This window comes from Natribaculum luteum (assembly GCF_023008545.1).
Classification (GTDB): domain Archaea; phylum Halobacteriota; class Halobacteria; order Halobacteriales; family Natrialbaceae; genus Natribaculum; species Natribaculum luteum.
Window position 1 is genome coordinate 2021892 of the sequence record NZ_CP095397.1, and the last position, 15915, is coordinate 2037806.

Genomic DNA, 15915 nt, shown 5'->3' on the forward strand with positions numbered 1-15915 from the left:
TTTGCCTGGCGTCCGTCCGTACCTGTATGGCACTCGAGGAGTACTTCACCGACTTCGGGCGACGCGACTGGGAACGCGACGTCGTCGACGGGACGGTCAGGATGGCCGTCATCGGCATCGGTGGGTTCGCCCGAAATCGAGCGCTCCCCGCTATCCAGGAGAGCGACTACTGTACGACGACGATCCTCGTCAGCGGCTCACCCGCCGCTGCGAGCGACGTGGCCGAGACGTTCGAGGCCGAGGCGGTCGTCGACTACGAGGCGTTCCTCGAGGGCGACCGCTCGGACGCCTACGACGCGGTGTACGTCGCGACGCCGAACGCCCTCCACGGCGAGTACGCGATAGCCGCTGCGCGGCGAGGAAAACACGTCATCTCCGAGAAACCCCTCGAGACGACCGTCGAGACGGCCCGCGAGGTCGTCGACGTGTGTGCCGACGCCGGGGTGACGCTGATGACGGCCTATCGCCTGCAGCTCGAGCCGACGGTTCGCCGGACCCGAGAGATCGTTCGCGACGGCCTGATCGGCGACGTCGTCCAGGCCCACGGCGGGTTCTCCAACCCGATCCTCGAGACGGCAGGGCCGGACTCGTGGCGACTCGACGCCGACCTCGCTGGCGGCGGCGCGCTGGTCGATCTCGGGGTCTACCCGATGAACACCGTCCGATACCTGCTCGACTGCGATCCCGTCTCGGTCTACGCGTGTGCGCGTTCGAGCGGCGGCCCGTTCGCCGACGTCGACGAGCACGTCTCGTTCCAGCTCGAGTTTCCGAGCGACACGACGGCCTCGTGTACGGCGAGTTTCAACGCACACGCTCAGAGCCAGCTCCAGCTCGTCGGTACCGACGGACTCGTCTCGATCACTTCGCCCTTTGGCGGCGTCGTCCCCCAGGACATCCGCGTCGAGAGCGGTGACATGAGCATGGAGTATACGGGTGAACCGATCGACGAGGTCCGCGAGGAGTTCGACTACTTCGGCTACTGCGTGCTGACCGGAACGACGCCGGAACCGGACGGCGAAGACGGTATCCAGGACCTTCGTGCGATCGACGCCGCCTACGAGTCCGCCGAGGTGGGACGGCGGATCGACCTCGAATGAGAGCGGTAGAGCCACACCGCTTTATACGGTCGTCACGGAATTGGGATTGATGAGCAAGATTCGGCCACCGGAACTGGACGACCGACTGTCGCGTGGCGACGGTCCGTTCGTCCTCGACGTGCGGCCTCGAGAGTCCTACCAGCAGTACCACATCGACGGGAGCCACAACGTGCCGGTCTACGGTGACCTCCGTCGCGGCGACGACGACGCCCTCCGTCGACGTCTCGACGAGATTCCCGACGACGAACCCGTCGTGACCGTCTGCAAGGCGGGCGTCGTGGCGCGGAAGGCGACGAGCGTCCTCGAGGACGAGGGATACGACGCGACGACGCTCGCAGGCGGGATACGCGGCTGGAAAGGCTACGAGAACGAGACGATCGGCTACCGGCTGAAGTCGCTGCTCTGGCGCGTGATGTAGGCGCTGTCCGGACGCTCGTCCACGCGTAATTCCGTCACCGGCCGTCGTAGACGACCTCGCCGTCGACGACCGTCGTCGCGACGTCGATCTCGTCGATCCGCTCCGACCGGTCCCACGGCGACTCCTCTAAGACGACCAGATCCGCCTTCTTGCCGACCTCGACCGTTCCCAGTCGATCCTCGTCGAAGCCGGCGTAGGCAGCGCCGTGGGTGTACGCCCGCAGCGCCTCCGTCACCGACAGCCGCTGGGACTCGACCGGCGCGTTAACCGCGTGGTGGACGCCGAAAAGCGGGTCGAGCGGCATACAGTCGGAGCCGAAGGCGAGCGGAACGCCCGCTTCGAGCATCGTCCGGAGGGGATTCGATCGCTTCCGGCGCGTCTTGCCGAGGCGCTGGTCGTAGAGTCCGCCCTCGTCCGCCCACTGGAGGAAGTTCGGCTGGACGGAGGCGACGATACCTGCCTCGGCCATCCGCTTGATCGTCTCGTCGGTCGCGAGTTCGGCGTGCTCGACGCGGTGGCGAGCCGCACCCGGGTCCGCGGTCGCCTCGAGTGCGGCCACCGTCTCGTCGATCGCCTCGTCGCCGATGGCGTGGATCGACAGCTGGTAGCCCGCCTCGTCGGCCGTCGCCACGATCGACTCGAGTTCCTCGGGAGAGACGACCCACTGGCCGCGGTCGTCGTCTCCGTCTTCCTCGCCGTCGACGTACGGCTCGGAGAGCTTCGCCGTTCGGCTGCCGATGCTGCCGTCGGTGAACGTCTTGATCGCGCCCGTCTCGACGAACTCGCTGCCGGCGTTCGTGGCCAGGCCGACGTCGATCGCGCTCTCGAGGTGGTCGCTCCAGTAGTCGATCCGCACCCGACAGTCGAGGTCGCCCGCCGCCTCGAGGTCGCGGTAGATCCGCGGGGCGTGTGAGTCGCGTACCTTGTCGTGGACGCAGGTGACGCCGCGGGCGGTCGCGTACTCGATGGCGGCGGCGACGAGTTCTCGCGTCTCCTCGCAGTCGGGTTCGATGGCGTCCCAGACGGCCTCCGTCGCCTCCTCGACGACGACGCCGGTCGGTTCGCCGCCGACTCGCTCGACGTCGTCGTCGGGCATCGCCTCGGCGAGTCGCTCGAGGGCGACCGAGTTCAGCGAGGCGGTGTGCATGTCGACGCGCACGGCGACGACTGGCCGTCGATCGCTCACTCGATCCAGGTCCTCGCGGGTGAGATACCGGGCGTCGTCCCACTCGCTCTCGTCGTACCCGAACCCGAGGGTCCACTCGCGGCCGGGGTCGGCCGCGTCGGCGAGTCGCTCGATGCACGCCTCGGGACCGGCGACGTCGGTGAGGTCGGCGTGGACCTGGTACTGTCCGAGATTCTCGAGGTGCGTGTGGGCGTCGACGAACCCGGGGAGGACGACGCGTCCGTCGCAGTCGATCACCGTCGTCTCGACGCCCTCGAGGAACGCGATCTCGTAGTCGCTTCCGACGGCGACGATCTCGCCGTCACGGACGGCCACTGCGTCGTAGCACTCGTCGGGAGCAGTGAGCGTGTGGACTTCCGCGTTCCGCAGGAGTAGATCGGCGGCATCGGTCATACCTCGAGACGGCGCGTGCGAGGGGCAAAACCGTTGGGGATTCGACGGTGTCGCGCCGGAAATCGCATGTCAGCGCCGTCTCGATGGGTTACCGAACGACGGTCGGAGAAAGAGCGTCGACGGGAAAGCGCAGCGACGAGACCTCGCGGGGACGGCCCCGCGGTGGCTCATCCCGTCAGGAACCCGCCCGCCGGCAGGGACCTCCCGGGGCGTCCGTCCCTGGAGTTCGTCTGCGGGCCCGAGAAGTCGGGCGAGTGTTCGATCGTTCGCTGTACCTTCGCGTACGTTCGCACGCCTGTGACGAGGATGGTCGAAATCTTACTCATACACGAGTAAATAGTGGTCGGACACGTATAAGTATTTTCGAGATGATAGACGATGTTAGTTAATCGTTAGTCGTGGTGAATAGATAGCCACGAGACCGTTTTCTTTCGACTCCAGCCGGTTCCCTGCGCCCTCCCGAAGTGCCGTCCCGTCACCGGCCGAATCAGCAACCCTTAGGAATCGTGGCTGCGACCCTCGAGGCATGACCGACCCCGAAACCCTCGCCGAGCAGGTCCGCGAGGGTGAGCTTCGGCTGCACGAACTCGAGGAGCACGTCGACCACGACACGGCCGCGACGGCCCGCCGGCTGTTGCTCGAGCGCGAGACGGGCGCGGATCTCGAGACGATCGGCGACTACGCGTTCGACGCCGCCGACGCCGAACCGAACATCGAGAACGCGATCGGTGCGGCGCAGGTGCCGATGGGCATCTGTGGCCCCGTCCTGGTCAACGTCGACGAGTCGGCAGACTCGCGAACCGACGGCGCGGCCGAAGGCGAGTACTACCTGCCGCTGGCGACGACCGAGGGTGCGCTGCTCGCGTCGGTCAACCGTGGTCTCTCGGTGATCCGCGCTGCCGGCGGTGCGACCGCTCGCGTCACCAAGTCGGGGATGACTCGCGCACCCGTCTTCCGCGTCGACGGCGTCGCCGAAGCGGCCGAGACCGTCGAGTGGGTCGAGGACAACCTCGAGGCGCTCCGGGAGGCCGCCGAGTCGACGACGAGCCACGGCGAGTTGCTGGGCGTCGAACCCTACGTCGTCGGCGACTCCGTCTACCTGCGCTTCGCCTACGACACCAAAGACGCGATGGGGATGAACATGGCCACGATCGCCACGGGCGAGGCCTGTACGGTCGTCGAGGAGGAGACCCCTGCCTCGCTCGTCGCGCTCTCGGGCAACCTCTGTTCGGACAAGAAGCCCGCCGCGATCAACGCCGTCGAGGGGCGCGGACGCTCCGTCACGGCAGACGTCGTGATCCCTGGCGACCTCCTCGAGGAGCGCCTGCACACGACGGCCGAGGCCATCGTCGAGGCCAACACCCGCAAGAACCTGATCGGCAGCGCCAAAGCCGGCAGTCTCGGATTCAACGCCCACGCCGCGAACGTCGTCGGCGCGGCGTTTCTCGCGACCGGCCAGGACGAAGCCCAGGTCGTCGAGGGCGCGAACGCGATCACGACGATGGACACGCGGGAGAACGACGCCGGCGCGAACGACCTCTACGCCAGCGTCTCGTTTGCCTCCCTCGAGGTCGGCACCGTCGGCGGCGGGACGAAACTGCCCACCCAGTCCGAAGCGCTCGAGGTGATGGGACTGCGCGGCGGCGGCGACCCCGCCGGTAGCAACGCCGACGCGCTGGCGGAAGTGATCGCGACCGGCGCGCTCGCCGGCGAACTCTCCTTGCTCGCCGCGCTGGCCTCGAGACACCTCGCGAGCGCCCACGAGGACCTCGGTCGGTAACGTCTCGTCGGCCGTCTTCACTTTCACTTTCACCACACGCTGTTGGCGATGGTATTTTTACCGGCGGCCGGTAGTCGAAGGTGCGTCCGACCGGCGAGCACCGGCGGGCGCACCACCCATGTCGTGTGATTGCCCCGACGATCCGATCGACGACAGCCGCGCGTATCGCTACCTCCGACTGCTCGAGGTGCTGGTCTCGATCGCCGCCGCGCTCGTGGCGATCGCCGTGCGGGCGGGCTGGCTGCCCTGACTTTTAGAGCCGGCGGTAGCGACCACCACTCTCGCTTACCTCACCGCGCCGGTGGAGTTTCTCGAGTGCGCGCTCGACGTAGTCGGCCGGCACCCCGCGGTCGTCCGCGTAGGTGATCACCTCCGCCTCGGTGGGCCGGTCGAGTTCCTCGAGTGCGCGCTCGACGATCTCCTTTCGGCTCCCGCTGCTGGTCGACCCGCGCGGGTCGCGTTCGCCCGCCGCCTCGAGTTCGTCGACGTCGAGTCCCGACGCCTCGAGGTACTCCGCGTCGTCGACGACGCCGCCGTCGACCTGCGACTCGAGGTCCGAATAGGAGTCGAGTTCGGCGAACGCCTCGCCGTGGCCCTGCCGGTTCGCGAGCATCGACGCCCGGACCTCGCGCGCGTGATCGCCGTCTTCTGTCTCGACGAACTTCTTTCGCTTCTCGTACTTCTTGCGGGAGCCACAGCGGGGACACTGGGTCGTCTCCGAGCGCCCCTCGATGATCCAGAGGTTCGAACACTCGCTGCAGCCGACGACGGCGTACATACTCGAACGTGACGCGTCTCCGTAGTTCAACCTTCGGGGAGTGCCCCGGAAGTGATCGCGCGAGGGTCGACCGATTGCTCGGTTCTGCGGTAACGCGTTCCGTCTCGAGAAGAGCTATAGGGACGGTGTCGGAAGTGGCGGGCATGTCGGAACCCGACGACGTACTTACCGAACTCGCGAGTCTCCCGACCTTCCACCACCCGACGGTCTCGCCGGACGGGTCCGAGGTCGCACTCTACTACGACGTCTCCGGTCGGAACGAACTCCACCTCCTCGACGCCGAAACCGGCGACCTGCGCCAGGTGAGCGACGGCGAGGTGCCGCGAAACGCCCGGTGGTTCCTGCGGTGGGACGCCGACGGCGACCGGGTGTACTTTCACCTGGACGACGACGGCAACGAGCAAAACGACGTCTACGCGATCGACCGCGACGGCGTGGTCGAGTCGGTCGTGGAACTGGACGGCCAGTCGATCCTCGCCGACGTCCACGAGGAGTTTCTGCTGATCGCCTCGAGTGCGGACGGCCAGATGAACCTCTACCGGCACGACCTCGAGAGCGACGCGACGACGAAGATCACCGACTACGAGCGGGCCGTGTGGGGCGGGACGATCTCGTCCGACGGCGAGCGGATCGCCTACGTGACCAACGAGTCCGACGACTACGAGAATCTAGACGCGTACGTCGCCGACGCCGACGGATCGAACCCCCGGCGTCTCGAGATCGGCGAGACCGGAGCCGAAGTCGCGGCCGCCGACTGGCACCCGGACGGCGACCGGCTGCTCGTCACGGACAACAGCGAGGACCTCGGCCGCGCCGGGATCTACGACCTCGAGACCGACGAGGTGACCTGGTTCGGCGACCTCGCTCACGAGGAGCAGGCCGTCCAGTTCCTCCCCGACGGCGACCGCTTCCTCGTCCAGCGGACCCGCCGTGCCGCGGTGGTGCCGGTCGTCTACGACGTCGAGACGGGCGACGCGACGGAGTTCGACCTCCCCGAGGGCGTCGCGACGATCCCGGATCACGGCGACGCGGTCCTCTACGACGGTCGCGTGGTCGTCACACACACCACGCCCGACCGCCGACCCGAGTTGCTCGCCTACGACGTCGAACGCGCGGCCGAGACGGACTCGAAACGTCGAACGGGGACGGCGAGTAGCGAGCCCGACGGGTACGAGACCCTGGTCGAGGCCGAGTACGGCGACTTAGAGCCCGAGCAGTTCGTCGACGCCGAGTACTTCCGCTTCGAGTCCAGCGGCGTCACCGGAGCCGAGGCGGCCGTCGACCTGGAGCCCGCGACCGACCTCGAGATCGAGGCGCTGCTCTACGACTCGGGCGAGCGACCGTCGCCGCTCGTGGTCAACCCCCACGGCGGGCCGCGATCCGCCGACCACCGCGAGTTCGACCTCTACACGCAGTTCCTGCTCACCCGGGGCTACAGCGTCCTGCAGGTGAACTACCGCGGCTCGACCGGGCGCGGGCGCTCGTTCGTCCGAGAACTGTACGACGACTGGGGCGGTGCCGAACAGGCCGACGTCGCCCGCGGACTCGAGTACGTCCTCGAGACGCGAGACTGGGTCGACGAGGATCGCGTCGTCGTCTTCGGTGGCTCCTACGGCGGTTACTCCGCGTACTGGCAACTCGTCCAGTACCCCGACCTCTACGACGCCGGCATCGCGTGGATCGGTCTCACCGACCTCGGGGAGATGTACGAGACGACGATGCCCCACTTCCGGACGGAACTGATAGAGAAGAACATCGGCTCGCCCGCGGAGAACCCCGACCTGTTCGAACAGCGCAGTCCGATCACGCACGCCGAGAACCTCGCCGCGCCGCTTTTGATGGTTCACGGCGTCAACGACCGCCGCGTGCCGGTTTCGCAGGCCCGACTGTTCCGCGACCGACTCGAGGAACTCGGCTACGAGGCGGGCGAAGACGGCGACTTCGAGTACGCCGAACTCGGCGAGGAGGGCCACGCATCCTCGGACATCGACCAGAAGATCCGCCTGTTCCGGACCCTCGACGACTTCCTCGAGCGACGTCTGGGAACGCAGGCGTAATCGGACTCCACTCTGGCACCGCTTGGCCCGCCGACCGCGAGCGCAGAGAGCGCGTAATCTGGACGAGACCCACCGAGAATTTCGCTCGGAGTGAGAATCGGCGGACGAAATACGCCGCTCGAGGACGTTTCGACGGACAGCCATGGGACGGGACCTGCTTCGATCGGTCGTCGGCGGTGCTGGGCTCCTCCTCGGAGCAACGGGAGCGGCGTTGTGGCGCTGGAAACGGGGCCGACTCGACGAGTTAGCGGCCGGCAGCGAACTCGTCGCGACGGATCGAGGGGTAATCGAGGTCGCCCGACGGGGGTCGGGGTACCCGATCCTCGTTCTCCACGGCGACCCGGGCGGATACGATCAGGGACTCGTGCTGGGCGAGGCGATGTTCGACGAGGACGTCGAAATCATCGCCCCGTCTCGTCCGGGGTATCTGCGGACGCCGCTTGGCGACGACCCCACGCCGAGCGACCAGGCGGCCTCGCTCGCCGCACTGCTGGACGAACTCCGCGTCGAGGAGGCGCTCGTCGTCGGTCTCTCCGGTGGCGGCCCGTCGGCGCTCCACCTCGCGGCCGAGCATCCCGAGCGGGTCTCGGGTCTGATTCTCGGGTCGGCCGTTACCACCGAGTTCGACGAGCGAATGTTCGACACGGGAAATCCCGTGATCGACCCCATCCTCACGTCCACACCCGTTCTCGACGTCCAGTCCGGCGTCGTGGCCGCGCTCCGTCGGACCGTTCCGGACCGCCTCATCGCGTTACTGCACGGGAGCCTGTCGACGCTCGAGGGCGAGGCGTTCGACGAGTACGTCGACTTCGTCAGGACGAATCCGGAACACCGGGCCCGGTCGCTCGAGTTCGTTCCGACGATCCTCCCCGTGAGCGCGCGAATCGAGGGGACGCTCAACGACGAGCGCTGGTTCCGAGAACTCCCGCTCGTCGACTACGGGACGATTCAGTGCCCCGTTCTCGTGGTCCACGGCGAGTTCGACGCGGCAGTGCCGATCTCTCACGCCGAATTCGTCGCGGAGACACTGCCGGACGCCGACGTCTGCCGAATCGAGTCCGATCACCTCGCCTGGATCGGTCCCGACGCCGACCGTGCCGGCCGAGCAGTACAGGAGTTCGCCGAGTCGGTGATCGAACCCGTCGACGAGACGACGTGACGTGACGTGACGTGACGTGACGAGTGCGTAGTTCGGCGCGTCGCCGAGTCACTCGAGGTTGCCAGCGCCGTCGTCCGAAAGTATACGTGCTACCGCTACGAGTACCGGCGTATGGAACGCGTGTCACTCACGGACGTAGAAACTGCCGAGGCGGCCGACGGCGTCCACCTGGCGCTCATGGCCGGGACCGACTCGATGAACGTCCAGCACTTCGAGATCGAACCGGGCGCGGTCGTCGAAGAGCACAGTCACCCACACGAGCAGACGGGGATCGTCTACGAGGGAGAACTGACCTTCCTGACCGACGGCGAGGAGATCGTCTGCGGACCCGGCGACAGCTACGGCATCCCCGGAGACCAGCCCCACGCCGCCGAGAATCGCGGCGACGAGACGGTACGCGGCGTCGACATCTTCAGCCCGCCGCGGGAGAACCCGAGCTGGCAGGATTAACTGTACTCTTCCAGCGCGTCCCACTCGCGGCGCATTAGCTCGCGGACGCCCTCCGCGAGTATCCCCTCCCCGAGCGACGTCGCCCGGTAGTACGAGTAGAGGCCGTCGGCGTCGGGCTCTTTGCGCTTTCTGTTCTCGACGAGGCCGACGTCGACGAGTTCGTCGAGGTGGTAGTGTAGCGCGTTCGAGCGAACGCCGAGGGCGTCCCGCAGTTCGCTCGCGCTCTGTGGCCCCGCTTCGACGAGCGCGTTGAGGACGCGAAAGCGCGTCTCGTTGCCGATCGCCCGCTGCATCTCGAGGTACTCCTCGAGTGAGAGGACGCTGTGTTCGGGCAGCAGGTCCTCGCCGAACCGCCGGGCCGTTCGCTCGGACTCCGCCATGTCTCTCCGTCGGTTCTCCATTCGCATAAGCGTTCGCTGAGTCAGCAATCGCTGACAGCACGCCATTTTATATAGTGTGGGTGAGCACACCTCGCCATGCGCGATCGGTTGCTCGACGAACTCGGCGACCTCCCCCACTCCCGATTTCTCGTCTACCTGATGGGCCCGTACAAGGCATTCGACGTCGAACGCGCCCTCGAGACCGCCGCGCCCGAGTCGATCCCCGCGTCGGTCGACTTCGGGACGCTCGTCGGGTCCGACCACGCCGATCTCGAGCGCGACGAGGCCGCGCTGGATCTCGTGCTCTCGGTTCGTGACCGCCTCCGGGCGACGGCGGGCGTCAACGCCTTCCTCGCGATCGACGTCGACGTCCCCCTGGCGGAGATGGACGCCGCCACACAGAGCATCGCCTTCGCGCGGGCGAGCAACGCCGTGGTGTACGTCGTCCCGGCGATGGGCGACAACCTGGGCGTCGGCATCGAGGTCGGCTCGGTCCTCGAGGCGCTGTACGCCGACGACGAACCCGAACACCGCCGGGAGCGCGTGCTGTTCGTCCACGAGTCCGGCGTCCGGAGCGCGATGATCGCCGCCGTCCGCGACCGCTGGGAGGCGCGAATCTACGCCTACGAGGACGTCGACGACCTCGAGCGGCAGGTCCGGCTGTTCGTCCGGGACCTGATGCGCAAGGAACGAACCGGGGAGCTCCCGCGACCGGACGGCGCGGATCGCCGATAGTCCCTTCGCGCTGCGTCGGACATCACGAGGGTCGCACCGCCCGAATTCTCGTCAACGTTTATGCGGACGCTCGGTGTGTGCTCTACCGTGGCAATCATGGTAGGAGACAACACATTACAACGGATGTACGAGGAGATGGTGACGGCGCGCCACTACGAGGAACGGCTGCAAGAGGAGTATCTCGAGGGGAAACAGCCGGCGTTCGACATCTCGGCGGGGCCGATCCCCGGCGAACTCCACCTCGCGGCGGGCCACGAGGCGTCGGCGGCGGGCGTCTGTGCCCACCTCCGGGACGACGACACCGTCACCGCGCCACACCGACCGCACCACGTCGCGATCTCGAAGGGGGTCGACCTAGAGCGGATGACGGCCGAGATATTCGGCCGGGAGACGGGCCTGAGCAAGGGGAAGGGAGGTCACATGCACCTCTACGATCCGGACGTGAACTTCGCCTGCAGCGGGATCATTGCCCAGGGGGTCCCGCCCGCCGTCGGTGCGGCGCTGGCGGCGAAAAAGCGCAACACTGACGACGTCGCCGTGGCCTTCCTCGGCGAGGGTGCGATCGACCAGGGGGCCTTTCTCGAGTCGCTGAACCTCGCGGGGGTCCACGACCTGCCCGTCGTCTTCGTCGTCGAGGACAACGACTGGGCGATCAGCATGCCCAAAGAGCGCGTGACCGACGTCGCCGACGGCTCCCAGCGAGCCGACGGCTTCGACGTCCACCGCGAGCGCGTCGACGTCGACGACGCCGTCGCCATCTACGAGGCCGCCGGCGAGGCCGTGGGCCGTGCCCGAGACGGGAACGGCCCGACGGTACTCGAGGTGCAGGTCCACCGCCGGATGGGCCACTTCATGGGCGACCCCGAGGCCTACCGTCCCGACGAGGACGTCGAACTGGCCAGAGAGCGCGACTCGATCGAACGGATGGAGGGCCACCTCGAGGAGCACGGCTTCACCGGGGACGACATCGCGGAGATCCGCGAGCGCGCCCACGAGCGCGTCGAGGAGGCGATCGAGTGGGCCAAAGACCAGCCCCAGCCCGACCCCGAGGAGGCCTACGAGGACGTCTTCACGGACGAACTCGAGAACTGGCCCGAACGCCGGGATCGGGAACTCGCCGCGGCCGACGGAGGTGAGGAGTGATGGCGCAGGTCGAAGAGCCTGGCCCGGAGGCGACAGACCGCGAACTCACGATGAGTCGAGCGATGGTCGAGGCCATCGCGACGGAGATGCGCGAAGACGAGGAGGTCTTCGTGATGGGCGAGGACGTCGCCGACTACGGCGGCATCTTCGACTCGACGGAGGGGCTGCTCGAGGAGTTTGGCTACGATCGGATCATGGACGTCCCCATCTCGGAGACGAGTTTCATCGGCGCGGGCGTCGGCGCGGCCATGCAGGGGATGCGTCCCATCGTCGAACTGATGTTCGCCGACTTCTTCGGCGTCGCGATGGACCAGATCTACAACAACATGGCGAAAAACGCCTACATGTCCGGGGGTTCGGTGTCGGTCCCGATGGTCCTCATGACGGCCGTCGGCGGCACCTACAACGACGCCGCCCAGCACTCCCAGACGCTCTACGGGACGTTCGCCCACCTCCCCGGCATGAAGGTCGTCGTCCCCTCGACGGCCTACGACGCCAAGGGGCTGATGCACGCCGCCATCCGCGACGACGACCCCGTCGTCTACATGTTCCACAAGCGCCTGATGGGCCTGGCGTGGATGCCCGCCCCCGAGGGGCCCAAAACTGGCGTCCCCGAGGACGACTACGAGATCCCGTTCGGCGAGGCCGACGTCAAACGCGAGGGCGACGACGTCACGGTCGTCACGCTCGGCCTGCACGTCCACCGCGCGCTCGAGGCCGCTGCCAATCTCGCCGACGACGGTATCGAGACAGAGGTGATCGACCTCCGGACGCTCGTTCCCCTCGATACGGAGACGGTGCTCGAGTCTGTCCGCAAGACGGGCAACCTGGTGGTCGTCGACGAGGACTACCACTCTTACGGCGTCAGCGGCGAACTGATCGCCCGGGCTACGGAGGGAGCACTCGACGACCTCGAGGCCGTTTCCCGCGTCACGATGCCAGACACGCCGATCCCGTACGCACGCCCGCTCGAGAACGAAGTCCTGCCTGACGCCGACGACATCGCGGCGGCGATCCGATCGGTGGGGGAATGATCGAGGTCGATTCCGCGGCCGTCTGGCCCGAGGACGCCGACGACGTCGACGAGGGCGTCGTCGCGAACTGGTTCGTCCGCGAGGGCGGGCAGGTCGACGAGGACGAGACGATCTGTGAGATCCAGGTCGAGAAGGTGAGCGTGGACGTACCCGCCCTGGCCGCCGGCACGCTGACCGAGGTGCTCGTCGGCGAGAACGAGGAGTTCCGACGTGGGGACCCCCTCGCACGGATCGAGCCGTCGGAGTGAGCGGTTCCGTCGCCGGGACGGTATCTCTGGCCCACTCTCAGAAGACGAGCGATGCGGCGGTCGAGAGCGCCGCGACGAGGAGCCCCAGGCCGATCAGTGCGGCGAGGATCAGGAGCCAGCCGATCACGACGTCGACCGCGTACGTCACGCCCCGCCACAGGAGCCGGCCGGCGACCGAGAGCGGTCCGGAGACGGGCGCGAGCAGTCTCGCGCCGAGTATCAGGACGAGGCCGACGCCGACCAGGAGCGTGTCCCCGAGGCTGGCCGCGACGGCTCCGACTCGTGACCGCCGCAGTCGCGCCCGCACGCCGGCACCCAGAGCCGCGCTGCGGACGTCCTCGTCGGGATCGACCCGACCGGCGTCCTCGAGTGCACGCCTCGCTGCCGGCGTGTCGATGACCCCGAGCGACTGCGCCGCACGGGACCGGACCCGACTCGAGTCGTCGTCGACGAGTGCGGCGGCCAGCGCGTCGACGCCGCGTTCGTCCTCGATGGCACCGAGCGCGGTGGCGGCGGCCGTGCGGACGCGCTCGGCCTCGTCGTCGCGGAGAACCCGGGCGAGTGCCCCCGTCGCGTCCGGGTCGCCGATCCGGCCGAGCGCGGCCGCCGCCGTCTCCCGACAGCGCTCGTCGTCGCGCTCGAGCAGGTCGATCAGCGGCACGACCGCAGGGATCGCCCCGTGCATTCCCAGGGCGTCGGCGATTCGGGCGACGACGAGGGGGGCACGTTCGTCCGCGAGACGCTCGAGGAGGGCGGCGACGACCGCGTCGTCGCGCTCGCCGCCGAAGTCGTCGATCGTCCCGCCGGCCCGTCGATCGAGCGGGCTCACGCCGAGCCGTCGCCACGAGATCCCCACGTGGCCGAGCGCGAACGCCGCCTGTGCCCGGACGCGCTCGTTCGGGTCGTCCAGGCACTCGAGCAACGACGGGACGTCGTCGGCCGTGCCGGTTAGCGCGAGCATCGCCACGTCGTCCGGTTCGCGCTCGCCGGGACCGGCGTCGGCGACGGCCCGCCGTGCCCGCCGACGCGCGCGCAGCCGGGTGATCGTATCGACGTAGGCGAACCGGCCGACGTAGGACCGCAGTCGGTTCGTCAGCAGGGCCAGCACGATCCCCTCGAACCCGCGCGCGAACTTCAGCTCGTGACCCAGCATCTCGACGGCCCGGCCCGGCTCGAGCAGCTCCAGCGCCCAGTGGGCCACCTGCACCGTCCACTCGTCGCCGTCACCCGCCGCCCGATCGAGCATCCGACACAGGGGTTCGACGGCTCGCTGGTTTCCGTCGGCGATCAACGACAGCGCCGCCTCCCGGCGTACGTACGCGTACTCGTCGTCGACGAGCTCGAGCAGGCGCGAGACGAGGCCGTCGACCTCTTCGAATCGGTTTCGTGGGGTGGGCTCGAGTCGGTCAGTTCCGTCGATCCGATCGTCGAGGAGCACCCGGCCCGCCTCGTCGGCGGCGTCGCGTCGAACGTATGGGTCGGGATCCGTGAGCGTCGCCTCGGAGACGAGGGCGTGATCCGAGACGACCTGGTCGTAGTGCTCGAGCTGACCGATCTCGTCCGCGACCGCGTCCGACTCCTCCTGGCGCTCCCGGACGGCCCGGAGCGCCGCAGACTCGGTTACCCGCTGGAGCGGCGCGGCGAGTGCATCGACGGTCTCCCGGTCGTCGGCGGCGAGGGCGTCCTCGAGCCGATCGAGGAGCTGCTCGGTCGCCGTGGCGCTCGACGGTCCGTCGAGACGACTCAGTCCCTCGCGGGCTGCGTCGGCGATCACGTCGTCCTCCAGGGCAGTGAGGAGTGGCGGAACGGCTTCCGTCACCCCGATCGTTCCGAGCGCCCGCGTCGCGGCGGCCCGGACCTCGTCGTCCCCGTCGGATTCGGCGGCGATGGACAGGGAGCCGATCGCCCCGTCGAGCTCGAGGTCGGCACACGCCTCGATCGCCGCCAGCCGAACCGTCCGGTTCTCGTCGAGGACCGCGTCGGCGATCGCGGAGCCGGCCTCCTCGCCAGCCGTCTCGGCGAGCGCACGGACCGCTCGCGACCGCTCCTCGGGCGTTCCGCGGCGGAGGCGGGTTCGAAGTGCGTCGACGTCCGTCATCGCTCTACAACGGTGAGTTGATTTGAATTTTCACTGGTTGCACATAAATCACGTCGCTTCACTGTCGATCTCGAGGAGGCGATCGGCCCGCCGGCCGAACGGTGGATGCGTCGCGAAGACGCACTCGAGGCGGCTCTCCTCCGCCGACGTGGCCGTGCTCTCCCACCGGACCGTAGACGGCGCGTCGACGGTGTGAGAACGGAGCTGAAGCGTTCGCACTCCCCGGACGAGCGGCCGCGGATCGCCGAGACATCGGCTCGCCACGGCGTCGGCACGGTACTCTTGCCGCCGGGAAACCGCGCTCACGAGTGCGACTACGACGGTCGGCAGGAAGGCTGCGAGGACGTGTGTCACGAGCCCGAGGCGCGTTACCGACCGCGCCAGGTAACAGAGCTGGTAGACGGCGACGCCGACGAGTTGCATCCGGAGCGGTGCCCACGACAGAGCCCACGCCCAGAAGGTCGCGATCCCGGTCGCGTTCGCGACTGCCGCCCCCGCCGTCGTCACGACTCCGTCGCGGCCAGCGACGTGGGCGAGTTCGTGTGCGAGGATCGCGCGCCGCTCGTCGTCGTCGACGGCCTCGAGGACCCCTTCGGAGACCAGCAGGTCCGCAACGCCGGGAAGGGCAGTCACGCCCACCAGCGGAGCGTCGGTCTCCAGGACGGTCACGGCCGGCGGCCGAACGGAGAGCGACGCCGCGAGGTCGATCACCTCGAGTCGCAACTTCTCGACCGAGTTCGCGTCTCTCGACGCGGCCGCTTTCGTCTGGTACACCGCGACTTGCTGCTCGAGGACGGCGATCCCGAGAACGACGATCCACGCGAGGAGCACCGCGGGGATCGGGACGCCAGCCCGAACCGGGAGGACCGTCGCGACAACCACAAATCCCAGGAGACCGACGAGTGGCGCGTATCCGCGTATCGTGGGTCCGGTCGGACCAGCGTGTCTCATACGCCGGC

17 protein-coding genes are annotated in these 15915 nt (G+C 68.2%); 11 read left to right on the forward strand and 6 right to left on the reverse strand.

Going from position 1 to position 15915, the window contains the following annotated elements; all coding sequences use genetic code 11:
* Positions 1-26: 26 nt before the first annotated feature.
* Positions 27-1097: a D-xylose 1-dehydrogenase Gfo6 gene (gfo6, locus tag MU558_RS10425; RefSeq protein WP_246966209.1), complete on the forward strand. Its 1071-nt coding sequence runs from the start codon at positions 27-29 to the stop codon at positions 1095-1097.
* Positions 1098-1146: 49 nt separating this feature from the next.
* Positions 1147-1515, forward strand: coding sequence for a rhodanese-like domain-containing protein (locus MU558_RS10430; protein WP_246966210.1), 369 nt, complete (start codon positions 1147-1149; stop codon positions 1513-1515).
* Positions 1516-1549: 34 nt separating this feature from the next.
* On the opposite strand, the gene MU558_RS10435 is transcribed toward MU558_RS10430, so the two are convergent.
* On the reverse strand, positions 1550-3094 hold the full coding sequence (locus tag MU558_RS10435; protein ID WP_246966211.1) for an amidohydrolase: 1545 nt from the start codon (positions 3092-3094) through the stop codon (positions 1550-1552).
* Between the two features lie 167 nt (positions 3095-3261).
* The gene (locus MU558_RS10440; RefSeq protein ID WP_246966212.1) at positions 3262-3420 is read right to left on the reverse strand and encodes a hypothetical protein; all 159 of its coding nucleotides are present in this window, start codon (positions 3418-3420) and stop codon (positions 3262-3264) included.
* A 200-nt stretch (positions 3421-3620) separates the two neighbouring features.
* Between MU558_RS10440 and hmgA the strand changes: the two genes are divergently transcribed.
* Both hmgA and MU558_RS23185 read left to right on the forward strand, forming a co-directional pair.
* Complete coding sequence (hmgA, locus tag MU558_RS10445; RefSeq protein WP_246966213.1) at positions 3621-4874, forward strand: hydroxymethylglutaryl-CoA reductase (NADPH); 1254 nt, start codon at positions 3621-3623, stop codon at positions 4872-4874.
* Between the two features lie 118 nt (positions 4875-4992).
* On the forward strand, positions 4993-5124 hold the full coding sequence (locus tag MU558_RS23185; protein ID WP_265781241.1) for a hypothetical protein: 132 nt from the start codon (positions 4993-4995) through the stop codon (positions 5122-5124).
* Positions 5125-5127: 3 nt separating this feature from the next.
* Here MU558_RS23185 and MU558_RS10450 read toward each other — a convergent pair whose 3' ends face one another.
* Positions 5128-5652 carry a DUF5817 domain-containing protein gene (locus MU558_RS10450; protein WP_246966214.1) on the reverse strand — a complete coding sequence of 175 codons (525 nt, stop codon included), beginning with the start codon at positions 5650-5652 and terminating at the stop codon, positions 5128-5130.
* 143 nt (positions 5653-5795) lie between these two features.
* Between MU558_RS10450 and MU558_RS10455 the strand changes: the two genes are divergently transcribed.
* The 3 genes from MU558_RS10455 to MU558_RS10465 all read left to right on the forward strand — a co-directional run bounded on the left by MU558_RS10455 (position 5796) and on the right by MU558_RS10465 (position 9318).
* Positions 5796-7709: a S9 family peptidase gene (locus MU558_RS10455; RefSeq protein ID WP_246966215.1), complete on the forward strand. Its 1914-nt coding sequence runs from the start codon at positions 5796-5798 to the stop codon at positions 7707-7709.
* A gap of 142 nt (positions 7710-7851) precedes the next feature.
* The gene (locus MU558_RS10460) at positions 7852-8868 is read left to right on the forward strand and encodes an alpha/beta fold hydrolase (RefSeq protein WP_246966216.1); all 1017 of its coding nucleotides are present in this window, start codon (positions 7852-7854) and stop codon (positions 8866-8868) included.
* 111 nt (positions 8869-8979) lie between these two features.
* A complete protein-coding gene (locus MU558_RS10465; RefSeq protein WP_246966217.1) occupies positions 8980-9318 on the forward strand; it encodes a cupin domain-containing protein in 339 nt (112 codons plus the stop codon).
* On the opposite strand, the gene MU558_RS10470 is transcribed toward MU558_RS10465, so the two are convergent.
* Positions 9315-9698: an ArsR/SmtB family transcription factor gene (locus MU558_RS10470; RefSeq protein ID WP_246966218.1), complete on the reverse strand. Its 384-nt coding sequence runs from the start codon at positions 9696-9698 to the stop codon at positions 9315-9317. The two genes, MU558_RS10465 and MU558_RS10470, sit on opposite strands and share 4 nt — an antisense overlap.
* A 96-nt stretch (positions 9699-9794) precedes the next feature.
* On the opposite strand from MU558_RS10470, the gene MU558_RS10475 reads away from it, so the two are divergent.
* The 4 genes from MU558_RS10475 (at position 9795) to MU558_RS10490 (ending at position 12858) form a co-directional block, all read left to right on the forward strand.
* Positions 9795-10433: a DUF7509 family protein gene (locus tag MU558_RS10475; protein WP_246966219.1), complete on the forward strand. Its 639-nt coding sequence runs from the start codon at positions 9795-9797 to the stop codon at positions 10431-10433.
* A gap of 96 nt (positions 10434-10529) precedes the next feature.
* Positions 10530-11576 carry a thiamine pyrophosphate-dependent dehydrogenase E1 component subunit alpha gene (locus MU558_RS10480; RefSeq protein ID WP_377071371.1) on the forward strand — a complete coding sequence of 349 codons (1047 nt, stop codon included), beginning with the start codon at positions 10530-10532 and terminating at the stop codon, positions 11574-11576.
* A complete protein-coding gene (locus MU558_RS10485) occupies positions 11576-12610 on the forward strand; it encodes an alpha-ketoacid dehydrogenase subunit beta (protein WP_246966220.1) in 1035 nt (344 codons plus the stop codon). Before MU558_RS10480 ends, MU558_RS10485 begins: the two co-directional genes overlap by 1 nt.
* Positions 12607-12858 carry a lipoyl domain-containing protein gene (locus tag MU558_RS10490; protein ID WP_246966221.1) on the forward strand — a complete coding sequence of 84 codons (252 nt, stop codon included), beginning with the start codon at positions 12607-12609 and terminating at the stop codon, positions 12856-12858. The genes MU558_RS10485 and MU558_RS10490 overlap by 4 nt, the downstream gene beginning before the upstream one ends.
* A gap of 37 nt (positions 12859-12895) precedes the next feature.
* Here the strand turns inward: MU558_RS10490 and MU558_RS10495 are convergent, their stop codons facing one another.
* Together MU558_RS10495 and MU558_RS10500 are read right to left on the reverse strand one after the other, a co-directional pair.
* A complete protein-coding gene (locus tag MU558_RS10495) occupies positions 12896-14956 on the reverse strand; it encodes a HEAT repeat domain-containing protein (RefSeq protein ID WP_246966222.1) in 2061 nt (686 codons plus the stop codon).
* A gap of 48 nt (positions 14957-15004) precedes the next feature.
* Entirely contained in the window at positions 15005-15907 is a 903-nt protein-coding gene (locus tag MU558_RS10500) for a M48 family metallopeptidase (RefSeq protein WP_246966223.1), read from the reverse strand.
* Between the last annotated feature and the right edge of the window lie 8 nt (positions 15908-15915).